Origin of the sequence: Leisingera coralii, assembly GCF_049056525.1 — a bacterium.
In the GTDB taxonomy this organism is placed as follows: domain Bacteria; phylum Pseudomonadota; class Alphaproteobacteria; order Rhodobacterales; family Rhodobacteraceae; genus Leisingera; species Leisingera coralii.
This window is the reverse complement of sequence record NZ_JBHUPT010000110.1, coordinates 1-12,373: the sequence shown is the minus strand read 5'-3', so window position 1 is coordinate 12,373 and position 12,373 is coordinate 1. Positions and strand designations below refer to the sequence as shown.

The 12,373-nt window shown below is 62.8% G+C and carries 9 protein-coding genes; 5 read left to right on the top strand and 4 right to left on the bottom strand.

All coding sequences use genetic code 11. From position 1 onward, the window contains the following. Positions 1-61 precede the first annotated feature (61 nt). On the top strand, positions 62-559 hold the full coding sequence (locus tag ACFMBG_RS23675; protein WP_421057106.1) for a recombinase family protein: 498 nt from the start codon (positions 62-64) through the stop codon (positions 557-559). 282 nt (positions 560-841) lie between these two features. On the opposite strand, the gene ACFMBG_RS23670 is transcribed toward ACFMBG_RS23675, so the two are convergent. The 3 genes from ACFMBG_RS23670 to ACFMBG_RS23660 are packed head-to-tail and all read right to left on the bottom strand — an operon-like array spanning position 842 to position 6,143. Continuing rightward, positions 842-2,122, bottom strand: coding sequence for an ArsB/NhaD family transporter (locus tag ACFMBG_RS23670; RefSeq protein WP_421057105.1), 1,281 nt, complete (start codon positions 2,120-2,122; stop codon positions 842-844). 8 nt (positions 2,123-2,130) lie between these two features. Continuing rightward, positions 2,131-4,962, bottom strand: a complete 2,832-nt coding sequence (locus ACFMBG_RS23665) for a UPF0182 family protein (protein WP_421057104.1) — start codon at positions 4,960-4,962, stop codon at positions 2,131-2,133. Next, entirely contained in the window at positions 4,959-6,143 is a 1,185-nt protein-coding gene (locus ACFMBG_RS23660; protein WP_421057103.1) for a lysylphosphatidylglycerol synthase domain-containing protein, read from the bottom strand. Before ACFMBG_RS23660 ends, ACFMBG_RS23665 begins: the two co-directional genes overlap by 4 nt. Positions 6,144-6,645: 502 nt before the next feature. On the opposite strand from ACFMBG_RS23660, the gene ACFMBG_RS23655 reads away from it, so the two are divergent. Together ACFMBG_RS23655 and ACFMBG_RS23650 are read left to right on the top strand one after the other, a co-directional pair. Next, positions 6,646-7,848 carry a hypothetical protein gene (locus ACFMBG_RS23655; RefSeq protein WP_421057102.1) on the top strand — a complete coding sequence of 401 codons (1,203 nt, stop codon included), beginning with the start codon at positions 6,646-6,648 and terminating at the stop codon, positions 7,846-7,848. Between the two features lie 205 nt (positions 7,849-8,053). After that, positions 8,054-8,404, top strand: coding sequence for a hypothetical protein (locus ACFMBG_RS23650; protein ID WP_421057101.1), 351 nt, complete (start codon positions 8,054-8,056; stop codon positions 8,402-8,404). Positions 8,405-9,304: 900 nt separating this feature from the next. On the opposite strand, the gene ACFMBG_RS23645 is transcribed toward ACFMBG_RS23650, so the two are convergent. Next, positions 9,305-10,546 carry a glycosyltransferase family 4 protein gene (locus ACFMBG_RS23645; RefSeq protein ID WP_421057100.1) on the bottom strand — a complete coding sequence of 414 codons (1,242 nt, stop codon included), beginning with the start codon at positions 10,544-10,546 and terminating at the stop codon, positions 9,305-9,307. Positions 10,547-10,679: 133 nt separating this feature from the next. Between ACFMBG_RS23645 and rfbC the strand changes: the two genes are divergently transcribed. After that, positions 10,680-11,234 (top strand): dTDP-4-dehydrorhamnose 3,5-epimerase, encoded by a 555-nt coding sequence (gene rfbC / locus ACFMBG_RS23640; RefSeq protein ID WP_421057099.1) that lies wholly within the window; start codon positions 10,680-10,682, stop codon positions 11,232-11,234. A 3-nt stretch (positions 11,235-11,237) separates the two neighbouring features. Then, positions 11,238-12,287, top strand: coding sequence for a dTDP-glucose 4,6-dehydratase (gene rfbB / locus ACFMBG_RS23635; RefSeq protein ID WP_421057098.1), 1,050 nt, complete (start codon positions 11,238-11,240; stop codon positions 12,285-12,287). Positions 12,288-12,373 lie beyond the last annotated feature (86 nt).

Here is a 12,373-nt window from a genome sequence, read left to right as displayed (position 1 = left end):
GCGTCCCATTCAATAGCCTCCATGCAAACATCTGTTTTGATACAGAATTTGCACTTCGGATGTGAATCCACCCCGCCTCCGCTCCGGGGCGTCTGCCAATCGCGCCGCCCGCAATCGGGTGCTCGACCTGGCACAGGCCAGACAGATCGATGCGATCCTGGTCAGTGAACTCTCCCGTTGGGGCCGTTCGGCGCAGGATTTGCTCGAGACACTCAGCAGGCTGGCAGGCTGGAAAGTCTCGGTCGCGGCTATGAACGGAATGACCTTCGAGCTGGACACACCCCATGGCCGGATGATGGCTGCCATGCTGGCCGGGATCGCACAGTTTGAGCGCGACCTGCTCGGCGAGCGGGTGAAATCCGGCTTGGCTGCCGCGCGGGCGCGTGGAAAGAAACTCGGCCGGCAACCCGGTCAACGCCCGAAATCCGGCAAGCTCGCGCCAAGGGTGCTGCAGGCCGTAGCAGAAGGCCGATCATACCGGTGGATTGCCCGTGACCTCGGCGTCTCGAAAAACACCGTCACCGGCATCGTCAAACGGCATCAAGAACAAACCTTGTGATACGATCCTGCCTCCTACCGGAATCCACCCTCGTCTTTGCGGCAGAACCGGCTGAAATCAGCCGGATAGCCCCGTTGCCAGTGCTGGTCAGGGAAAGCCCCCGCTCAAGAACCTTGTATCTCACAAGGGAATGCAGGCCTGCCCGTTCGAATGGGTCCTCCTCCGCCAAATTAAGGAACGGAACCTTTTCCTCCTTTGAGAAACGCCCCCTTCCGTCACGCCGGGGAGAGGGCCGCATCCGAGAGCGCCAAAACCAGGTGAGTCCCGCCTTATGCCTGCCCGCTACGTGACGAAAGCCAAAACAATAAGCGCGGTTGCGAGGGAAGGCACCGTAACAATTGCACCGGTCTTGATGAATTGCAGTATCGGGACGTGAACATTCAGCCTCTCAAGCGCTGCGTACCATAACAAGCCGGCTAAAGATCCGATGGGTAGCAGGCGCGGCCCGAGATCTCCTCCGATCAATGCGGCGAGGAATTCCACTGTGTGTTTCTCGCCCGGCAATTCTTCGATTGCAACGATATTGATCAGCGCCATCGAGTGATTGTTGATCAGCGCCGACCCGGCCGCCGACACCGTTCCGATCACGGCGATTCCGGGCGGGGTGTAGACCGCGACCAGCCATTCGACCACACCGGCACTGCGCAGGCCGAGCGCGATGAGATAGACGCCGAACAGGAAGATCAGGACCTGCCAGGCAACACCGTTGATAATCAGGAAACGCGGAGTTGTGGCCTCGTGATGGACGCAAAGCGCACACGCCGCGATCGCGCCCGACAGCGCCACGATCCAGACTGTTCCGTCGAAATACTCCACAACCGGATAGGCGCCGAGGATGGCCAGCGTCAGGATCATTCCGTGCTTCTCCGCGCGGGACCACTTTTCCGGCCGTCTCCCGGGGCCGGCGGCCGCCTCTGCAAGGCGGGACGGGCGGGCCGCGCCCAGTTCGGCGGAAAACACCCATCTGAGCGTCAGGAAGCTCGCCACGGCGCTGGCCAGCGACACCGGCAGCATTTTGACCGCGTAGGAATTGAAGTCGAGTTTCGCCACATCCGAAACAATCAGATTGATCGGATTGGAGGTCACTAGCGGCGCCACCCCGGCGGCCATGAAAACGGCAAAGGCAAATGGCGCAAGCAGCCCCGGTTCCTGCGGGTAGAAGCCGCGGATCATCGCGATCACCGCAGGCGTCAGCACCAGGATCGCACTGTCGTTGTTGAGAATGGCGGCGGTGAAGGCACTGAGACAGAAAACCAGCAGGAACAGGGTCTTGACCGATCCGCTGCCGGCCCGGATGACAGTTTCCGCAAGCCTGCTGATTACGCCCAGACGATCTGCCGCTGCAGCGATGACCATGATCGATGCAATCGCGACCATCGGCTTCCAGAGCACCCTCGACGCCAAACCGAGATCGGCAAGCGAGATATGGCCTGCCAGAGTCATGAAGCTCACCCCGGCGATCGCCGCAAAGGCAGGGCCGATGACCACCGTCCCAAGCCGCGGGCGGCACAGCGCCAGAAGGATTGTAACTCCAAGCGCAGACAGGGCTGAGATAACCTGCATGGCTCAGACTACTCTGCCAGCGAAGCGCGGATGTCGTGATCCATGCTGTCGAGCCGGCCGCCATTGATCGCAAACGTCAGCGCCTCCTCTATGGTCCGCCCCATGTGAGGTTTTCCGCGGAAAACGACGATGACGCGCGGAAGCTGCGGCACCGGACTCTGCCGGGAGCGGATGAAGATCGGCTCGACGTAGATCACTTCCCGCCCGACGATCAGGGTCGAGGTGCGGCCGCGGATGACCTGCACCCCAAGCCGGTTCCACAGGCCGATTTCCTGGGCGATGAACGCATCCTGGTCGATGGTTGCATCCGCCTGCTCCGGCCCCATGAAGAACATGCCCTTGGGAATCTTCAGAACCGACAGCTTGCCGTAATCCTCGCCGGTCTGGTAGGCCGTCGCCACGCCGCGCAGGTTCAGCGGGTCCTGCGGCGTATAGCTTTTGGATAGCGCGAACTGCACCGGAGGATCGGCTTCCACCATCCCGCCACCGCCGGTTTCCGCTATCCACCAGAACAGCCCCTGGCTGAAGGTGATGGTCTCGCCGCTGACGCCGAGAATGGCTCCCATGACCTCGTCCGCGTCATCCATCAGGTCTTCGCCGCTGTAGAAGGTCAGCGCATCCTTCTGATGATAGAACGGGTAGATCTTGTTGAACTGGATCGACATCAGCTCCTGCGGATACTGCACATGGGTGCGGATTTCGGGCGGCATCTCCTCCTTTGCCTTGAACAGCCCCGGGTAGGTGGCAGCCCAGGTCTCAATGACGGGCTCATCCGCAAACTGGTAGAGATTCACCTGGCCGGTATGCGCATCGACCACCGCCTTGACCGAATCCGCCACATAGTTGACGAGCTCCAGCGGCCGCCATTCCGTCCGCAGGTCGGCCGGGTCGCCGAACAGCGTGAGCGCGCTGTAGGGATAGGCGTCGCTGTAGGTGATGGTGTTCACCATCCACTTTATCCCCGTCGGCGTCGGAAAGGCGTAGGGGTCGGTATCGGGCGCGAGGAAGGGGGCCAGCTGTTCGATGCGCTCGATCGGCCGCCGGAACACATGCACCCGCGTATCGTCCGAGATCAGGCCGGAGAACACCACCTGGAAGAACTCTCCGGTCTGATACCCGATGGCCAGCCGCTTGAGCAGGGAATCCACCCTGATCCCTGCTTGGACATCGGCCGGAAACTGAACCTCCAGGCGGCCCTGGTCGGTGGACACGTCGTGCTCGTCCAAGCCCCGGGCGTTGGAAAAGGCCGCGTTGACCGCGCCTTCGCCGTAGTAGACCGAGGGGTTTTCCATCTCCAGCTCGTCAAGATGCGCCTGCACCGGCACACCCGAAGTCGCATAAACGGGTTCGCCGGCCTCGTTGCGCTCGGCGGCGGCCATGGTGATCAGCCCGTGCCCGTGGGTGAACAGGAACGACCGCTGCCCCCAGGCCGCGAGCCACGGGCGCACGATATCTTGCGGCAGTTCGCGCACGGCGCTTGCGAACATGCGCATCTCGCCGTCGATTTCGGAGATAATCGTGTCCGCATCCAGGAAGCCGTAATAGGGCCGCAGCGTTTCCTGCGCCTGCAGAATCTGCAAGGTGGGCGAGAACACGGTCATGTCGCCGCCCGCCTCGAGAATCCGCTGCACGTATTGCGGCGCGACCCGGCGGCTGTAGCGTGTCACCGAGCCGGACCACAGCGGTGCGTTCTTCACCGTCGGGCTGTCGAGCAGCTTTTGCAGGTTCGGCAACGGATCATCGCCCGTCAGCGGCACGAAGGTTTTCTCGATGATCTTGTCCGTCCCGTAGGCTGTGTTGGTCGCATCAATGTGCTGCTGCAGATAGGGCAGTTGGATCACCGGCTCGTTCGGGATCACGAAAAGTTGGTCCCGGATCGCGACGATCGAGCGGAACACGAGATCGGTGGTGATCCCGGGCAACAGCACCAGCGCGAAGGCCGCAGGCCCGAACGCCGTGCTTAGATTGACGCTGCCCGGATGCTTCAGCGCCCGGCGCGCCTTCCACAGGGTCAGGGTCAGGCCGATGGTCAGCGCCATGACCGCCAGCGCTTCAACGTAGATCGCATTCTTGGTGGAGAAGAAGCCGACGATATCGACATACTCCGCCCCGGCACCGGTAGCTTCCGTCGAATCCTCGAAGTTGGGCATGGTGAGGAGCCAGTAACGGCGCAGCCAGATCAGCGCCGCCGTGCACAACCCGGTGAGGAACAGCATCACGCAGGTCACCGGCGTGCCGACCCGGCCCAGCCAGCGCACGAAGGCGTTCATGCCCTCGGGCCAGGGCGCATTGCGGCTGCCGGCAAGGGCGGTGCAGACCGATGAAAACAGCCCGGCGAGCGCGATGAATACCGCGGCGATCAGGGTATTGTAGATCGGCGGCAGGTTGAACACGTAGAACCCGATGTCATTGCCGAAGATCGGATCGGTTTTCCCGAAGGGCACAGCCTGCAGCGGCACCAGGAAATCGTCGTATTCGAGGTTGAGCAGATACCCTACCAGGATCCCGGCCAGCACCGAGATCCACAGGGTCTTGAGGCGCCCGCCGGCGCTCAGCCCGTGCAGGAAGGCCGGGGTGGTGATCACCGCGGAAGTAATCACCAGGCCGCTGCCGAACAGCATCGCCTGGATACGGAAATTGGTCCAGAACACCTCCTCGTAGCCCATGCTTTCCAGCAGCCACATGTTGATCAGCAGGCTGCTCAGCCGGTCGAGTAGGAACAGCGCCATCACGATGGAGGCTACCACCAGGACCTGGGTCCACATCAGCGAGGCAGGGGGCTCCTTCGGCAGCGTTTCGGCCTCGTTGGCATACTGCGGGGTGATTGCATTGACACTCATGGGGCCGCCTCCGCGCCGGTTGCGGGGTCGCGGCCAAACAAGGCCCGGACCCGGTTGAAGTTGGTTTCGACGCCGAAGAGCAGCATCGTGCCTCCGAACAGGAAAATACCGGTTGCGTAACGCACGGCACTGACGAGCAAGGCCAGGGTGATGGCTTCCGGCATCGGTAGGCGGTTGACCATCAGCACAAGCGCGAAGGCCAGCTCGAACTGCCCGATGCCGCCGGGGGTGACCTGGACCAGGCGGGCAATGTAGCCGGCCACGACCGCCATCACGATCACGCTGGGCGTCACCACCACGTAGAGCAGGACATCCTGCACCAGCGGTGTGACGCGTGTGGTGAAGGCCTGCGGAATGATGTAGGTGCCGAATTCCACCAGCGCGAAGGAAATCAGCGACAGCAGGGTGAGCACGATGAGCGTCTGGAACTCGCTGGTCAGGGCGCCGAACACCTCGGCGGCACGCTCCAGCCAGGGTTTCTTGCCGGGGCTGTGCGCAGCCGCCGGGCGCATCAGCAGCCAGGCCGCCAGCAGGATGGCAAAGGGCGGCACCAGTGCCATCCCCCAAGCAAGCAGGCCGCTCATCACCAGGCCCAGAATGGCAAAGATGAAGATTTCGAACAGCAGGAAGCCCTTGAAGATGAAGACAAGCCGCGCCGCCTGCCCGATCGTGGCGCCCTGGCTCTGCAACGCGGACACCCAAGCCACCTCGCCCATGCGGTACGGGGTCATTCTGCCGATCCCGTGCCCGTAGATATACGCGCGCAGATGCTGCCCGAAGGTGCCCTCGATGCCGACGAACCGCGCGATCCTGTGGAACTGGAACCCCTTGAGGATAGCGACCGCCATGAAGAGCGCTGCGGCCAGAAGCACCAGAGACCAGGTCACGAACTCCTGCGAGCGGATGAAGTAATGCACGCCCGGAACCCCGGTGCCGAGCCCCGGGTCGTCCTCGCCCAAGGCCACCACGCCGCCCGCAAGCAAGGCTGCCAAAAGCCGGGTGTTCGCCAGCACCTCCCAAAGGCCGGCGGCCGCCACCAGGCCGCCGGCCAGCGCGAAGCAAAGCAGGTAGGAAGGGGCCACGAGACCCAGAAAGCCGGTCTCTGCGGCGGCGGCGGTTGCCCCGGCACCGCCGTTGCCGGCCCTTAATGCACGTGGTCTTCGAGTAGTTGATGCGCTCATCACAACAGTCCCCCCAATGTTTTTTTGAATTACTTCGGCCGAGCCCGCCCCCACCGGGGAGCCCGAAACCAGACCGGTCGACGGCATGCGGGCGTAAAATGCTGCGCTGGAAATAGTTGCGCAATTGCAACAAAAAAGCAATTAAATTTGCCAGAAAACCACGAGAATCGGAAAATTGATGCGGCGAGATTACAAATTGTGTAATAATTCCCAATTTTCATTTCCTGGAGGGGCGGCGGCCCCCTGCGCACTGGAAGCACCGAGTTGTTCGCCGATATGCTGTTCGCCCGAACCGGGCCGCGTCTGAAACGGCGGGCCCGGGCGCAGGCGGCACCGGGGGAGGGAAGGCTTGTCCGTTCGACACAGTTTAGCGGAATTTGGAATGGACCGCGCGGAACGGATTGCAAGGCCCCTCTGGCCCCGGCAAGATCATCTGTGTTCCACCGCCACGAATGGCAAGCCGAATTCACCCGGGCGAAGAAAAGCCAGCTATGGAGCGCCAATGGTCCGTCTTTTCAGCCGAATTAATAACGCTCATTTGCTGCCGCCAAGCGGAATGCCAAATTTCCTCCCTGCCGCGGCCACCTTGTTCTCCGCGGCGTTTCCGTTTTCATCTGCGGCGCAGGAGGGAAAATCGGCTGATGCGGTCCCGGAAATCCGGGATGAAAATGGTGTGCTGGATCCGGACGATCCCCGCTTCGAAACTGGCGGCGATAATGGCTTAGTATATGGCGCGGGCGGAAACGTTTCTCTCGAATTTGAGATTGAGGCGGACATAGAGGCCGTGCGGGAGCGGGACTTTGACAGGCAAAGTGCAACCGAAGCCTCGCTTACCCTGAACGGGGGCGCAGCGCTGCAGTTTTATGACTGGGTCATAGCCGCCGGCGCTGTGGAGATCGACAGCGATTTTTCCCAGACCGAAATTCTTCTGGATGAGGCTTATGTTGAGATCGGGAATGAAGATATCACCCCCTTCATGCTCACGGCCGGGTTCTTCACAAGCCCTTTCGGAAACTTCAAGCATCCGCATATTGCCAAGCCCCTCATAAAGCCCGCCTTCGAGGTCAAAGGGGAAACAGTTGATGTGACATACAGCACCGATGACTTTGCGGCGCGCATTTTCTCCGTGCGGGGGCGCAGAGACGTGGTGATTTATCAGTCCGAGAAGGACGAGCCCGAAAAACAGAACCAGGAATGGCGGCTTGGCGCAGGGCTGGAAGCTTCCAGAACGATTTCCGAAGATATCTACCTGGAAACGGAATTTTACCTCACCGACTCCATCTACGGCTCCAAAGAACTGGTTAACTTTGTTCCCAATAGAGACCGGGCGTTTGGCGGCAGCGCCAAAATAGGCCTCCAGTATTACCAGTATTACGTGAGCGCCCAGTACGTGTCGGCATTCGAATCCGTGGATTTCTTCGATGAAGAAGAGGTCACCACTTCGGCCACCCCTGCCGGCTTAAATCTGGAATTGGTGCGGGCGCATGAATTCGAGACCTTCACGGCATATGCCGCGCTCGGATACTCCCAGACCTGGGGCCTAGCCGCCATCCAGCCTGAACGGCAGTTCTTGCTGACAGCCGGAATTGAGAAAGACGGCTTTGATCTGGCGGTTGAATATGGCCGCCAGCGGGACTATGCGCCTCCGGGAGAGAAATCCCTGCCCGCGGATTTCGTTTCTGTAAAAATGACCTTCAGCTGGTGATACGGTGCTGCGGCGGCTCTGCTGCTGTATGGCTCGGAGCTTCATAAAGGAAAGTGCGGGCAAGAGTTAATTCTTGAGGCCATCTCCGAGCCTGGACGCGGTCCGGCGGTGCTGGGCTGTTCGCGCAGCGCCCAAAAAACCGGCAGATGATCGAAACCGGCGCAGGTGGACAACGGCTGCTTTGGCTGGCTGGCGGCAAACAGCCATGTCTGAGGAAACCATGACAGGGGAAGCCGCGGACGGCCTGCCGACGAAGCAGGACCGGGACCAGAGGCAGGATCAGGACCCGAAAACCCTCGCCACTGTCTATCAGTTCGGAAAGGTGGCCAGCGCTTCGCTGGTTGCCACCCTCAATGAACTGGACAACGTGGAAGCGGCGCAAAGCCATTTTCTCGGCAAGACGGCGCTCCACAAAATCTTCGGCTCGGTGTATGCGGCCCGGGCTGTCGGAGTATTTCTTCAACCATCAACTCGGCCAGTTCGCCGGAAACGTGCGTCTGACCCGGCGGTTGGCCAGCATCCGCGCCAGGCGGTCCAGCGGTTCCCGGGTCAGTGACATCGAGGGGTACCTGCCGCGGTTCCGGAACTTCCTGGACCGCTTGGAGCTTTCCTGCGGCAGCGACGGCGAGCTGGTGCGGCTGATCCTGACCCGACTGATATCGATCTTCACCAAGATGCTGACCGCGCATGGCGGCGTCGGCGCGGTGCTTGCCAAACTCGCCGCTGATCCGGCTGCGGTCTTAGCCGACACGCCGATCCAGGTCGGCGCCGAAAGCAAGGTTTTCTTCTACAATTGTGCTGCGTCCGTTCACTTGGTTCCGGGCGCATTTCGAGCGCCCCCTGGAGATCCGCCTGGACGATATGGCACCCGGGGGGGGCGGAAGCCTAAGCTATTCCGACAGCGGCAGCGGTCATTTCATTTTCCGCTGCGAGGATATCGGCCAGGCTTTCCCGGCCTGCCTGGAGAGGCTGGGGTTCGAGGGCATCCCGGAAATACAGCGCAGAAATGTCAGCAGCCGCAAGCGGCTGGCCAGCGATGCAGACTTTGCCTTTCATTCGCCTGCCGCGCGTGCCCTGCGGGATCTGTATCCTGGATACGGAATACGCGCACCGCTTCGGCTATGCCGACTCGTAACATGCCCGCACCCACGGCCCGGCCTGTTTCCATGGGGCATTGAACGGGGTCTGCCGCAATCTTTTCGGGGTTCCGGCCAGGCCCGTTCTGATGCTGGCATTCTCTACAAGGGCTGCAAGCGGTGATCCTTTACTTTTGCGCTTGTCACGCTGTTTCCTGCCGCGGCCTTGGAGAAATCCCTGCCGAACAGGGTCTCGCGGCCGGTCATGCCCAGAGGCCGGCCAAGTTTGGCCCAACCGGAAGCTGACGACAGAGCCAGCGGCCCGGAACAGGCAGAAAATGGCCTCAGCAAAGCTACAGTTGGAGGCTTCGTGCCTCCGGCTAGCTTCTTATTTTCCGTGCCTTCGGCACGAGGGCATTGATCTGGGCGATATGCTCCGGCAGGCAGCGGGTCAGGAAATCATAGTGCTCCACCACATGGGCGCGGGCCGCCGGGCCGATATGGGCGTAACCGGCGGGATTGGCCAGCACGTCCGCAACCTGATCCGCCAGCTTCTCCGGGCTGAAGAAATCCACCAGCAGGCCGGTCTCGCCATGGGTGATCGCCTCGCGCACCGGCGCCACATCGGCCGCCACCACCGTGGCCTGCATCGCCATCGCTTCCAAGAGCGACCAGCTGAGCACGAAGGGCATGGTCAGATAGATATGGCAGCGGCTGACCTGGATGATCCGGGTGAGGTCGTCGTAAGGCACCTTGCCGAGGAAATGCACCCGGCTCCAGTCGACGCTGCCGCCGAGCTCATCCTCCATCTCGCCGCGCAAGCCGCCGGGATGCTTGCTCTCGGCGCCGTAGGAGGTCTCATTGCCGCCGATCATCAGGATGCGGGCATTGGGGCGCTGCGCCTGGATCCGCGGCAGGGCACGCATCATGATGTGAAAGCCGCGGGCGCGCTCCATGTTGCGGGCAATATAGGTCACCACCTCGTCGTCACGGCTGAGCGGGCGCTCCAGCCGCCCCAGCCCGACCGTGGCAGCGGGATCCGGGCCCAGCCTGTCGGTGCGGATGCCGTCATGGCAGAGATACATGCGGTCATGGAAACTGGCCGGGAAGCGGTCGCGCTGCCAGGCGGTGGGCACATGGCCCTGGTCGACCAGCTCGATGCTGGCGTAAGGCACCGAGTTGCGCGCCTCGGCAAAGAAATAGGCCTGGTCGTTGGGCGGGTTTTCCGGATCGAACCCGACCAGCCCGCCGGAGGTGCGGTAGAAATACTCGAAGAAGCCGATGATGGGCACATCCGGGTAGGGGTCCTTCATGAACAAGAGCTCGCCCCAGCCGGTGTGGCCGATGATGATGTCGGGGGTAAAGCCCGCGTCCCGCAGCTGCCGCGCCGCCAGCGCCGCGCCAAGCCCGGTGCCGGCCGCCGCCTCCCAGTCCTTGGAGAGGCCGAAGGCATCTTGGGCCGGCGTGCGGAAGGGCTGGTAGACGGCGGTCTTGATCCCCGGCAGATGCACATCGTTCCGCTGGGTCAGGAAGACGATTTCATGGCCGCCCTGCGCCGCCAGCCAAGGCGCAAGCTCCCGGTACTGGCCGGGCATGTTCTGATGCACAAACAATATCTTCATGGGGACATGGTTGCCGCGCGGGGCGGCGGGATGCAAGCGGCCCGCCGCCGCTTGGCGCTGGCCTGTTGCGCCGCGGCCAGCGCCCGCGTAGGAGAGGGGGAAACGGAGCAGCCGGGAATTTGGGGCGCAGAGGATGAAGATAGAAGAGACAGGTCTGCCGGGGCTGAAAGTGCTGACACCCGCCCGCTTTGGCGATGCCCGCGGCTTTTTCAGCGAGAGCTGGAACCGGCGGCGGCTGGCGGAACAGGGCATCGATCTTGATTTCGTGCAGGACAACCATTCGCTGTCGGTGCAGGCGGGCACCCTGCGCGGGCTGCACTTCCAGGCGCCACCGCATGCCCAGGACAAGCTGGTGCGCTGCGGCCGCGGCGCCCTGTTTGACGTGGCTGTGGATATCCGCAGGGGCTCGCCAACTTACGGGGCCTGGTTCGGCACCGAGCTGACGGCGGAAAACGGCAAACAATTGCTGGTGCCCAAGGGCTTCCTGCACGGCTTCCTCACCCGGGTGCCGGAGACCGAGGTGATCTACAAATGCACCGATTATTATGCGCCGGAGTGCGACGGCGCGGTGGCCTGGGACAGCTGCGGCATTGACTGGGGGTTTCAGGGCACCCCGATCCTGTCGGAGAAGGACGCCGCGGCGCCCGCCCTGGCGGATTTCGACAGCCCGTTCAGCTGGGAGGGATGAGGCATGAAACTGCTTGTGACCGGCGGGGCGGGGTTCATCGGCTCGGCGGTGGTGCGGCTGGCGGTCTCCCGCGGCCATCAGGTGGTGAACCTGGATGCGCTGACCTATGCCGCCTGCCTGGACAATGTGGCGGCGGTGGCAGAGAGCCCGGCCTATGCCTTTGAGCAGGCCGACATCCGCGACCGCGCCGCATTAGACACTGTTTTTGCCCGCCACCGCCCGGATGCGGTGATGCATCTGGCCGCCGAAAGCCACGTCGACCGCTCGATCGACGGGCCCGGCGATTTCATCGAGACCAATATCACCGGCACCTATCAGATGCTGGAAGCGGCCCGGAAGTACTGGGTGCAGGCGGGCAAGCCGGCGGCCTTCCGTTTCCATCACATCTCCACCGATGAGGTCTATGGCAGCCTGCCCGATGACCCTGCGGTGATGTTCACCGAAGAGACGGCATACGATCCGCGCTCGCCCTATTCCGCCTCCAAGGCCGCCAGCGACCACCTGGTCCGGGCCTGGCACGAGACCTATGGCCTGCCGGTGGTGCTGACCAACTGCTCCAACAACTACGGGCCCTATCATTTCCCGGAAAAGCTGATCCCGGTGGTGATCCTGAATGCGCTGGCGGGCAAGCCGCTGCCGGTCTACGGCGACGGCTCCAACGTGCGCGACTGGCTCTATGTGGAGGACCACGCCGATGCCTTGCTGCTGGTGGTGCAGAAGGGGCGCGTGGGGCGGTCCTACAACATCGGCGGCGAAAACGAGCGCAGCAACCTGGAGCTGGTGCAGACGCTCTGCGCCATCCTGGACCGCAAGCGCCCGCGCGCGGATGGGATGTCTTACAAGGACCAGATCACCTTTGTCACCGACCGCCCGGGCCACGATGCGCGCTATGCGATCGACCCCAGCCGCATCCGCGCGGAGCTGGGCTGGCGGCCCTCGGTGACGGTGGAAGAAGGGCTGGAGAAGACGGTGCAATGGTATCTGGACAATGAGCCCTGGTGGCGGGCGCTGCAGGACCGCGACGGGGTCGGCCGGCGGCTGGGGACGGGGTAGTGAGAGTAAATATGCCACTGAGGGCAGCGCCCGGCCCGGCGGGGCGGAAGCGAAGCGCCCGCCCCGTGGGGGGCGGGCCGGGCGCT